This window comes from Klebsiella sp. K47 (assembly GCF_051858335.1).
In the GTDB taxonomy this organism is placed as follows: domain Bacteria; phylum Pseudomonadota; class Gammaproteobacteria; order Enterobacterales; family Enterobacteriaceae; genus Klebsiella; species Klebsiella pneumoniae.
The window spans coordinates 1-211 of sequence record NZ_JBPYUI010000566.1 but is presented as its reverse complement, the minus strand read 5'-3'; the positions used below and the strand labels follow the sequence as shown (position 1 = coordinate 211).

The 211-nt window shown below is 65.9% G+C and carries 1 protein-coding gene; it reads left to right on the top strand.

The features are described from left to right. Nucleotides 1-26 precede the first annotated feature (26 nt). The coding region (locus RRF55_RS29235) for a hypothetical protein (protein WP_439419488.1) at nt 27-211 on the top strand (185 nt) is incomplete at its 3' end.

Sequence of the window (211 nt, the reverse complement as noted above, 5' to 3'; positions counted from 1 at the left end):
AAGCCGCCGGCCTGCAGGTGATTCCGGTGGATACCTTCCACATCCTGCAGGAAATCGTCGCCAACCCGGGCCAGTACGGCTTCGTCAACGTGACCAGCCCGGCCTGCACCACGGCCTCCTCGCTGACCTGCAACCCGACCAGCTACGTCACCCCGGACGCCGCCAACAGCTACGTGTTTGCCGATGGTGTGCACCCGACCACCGCCACCCA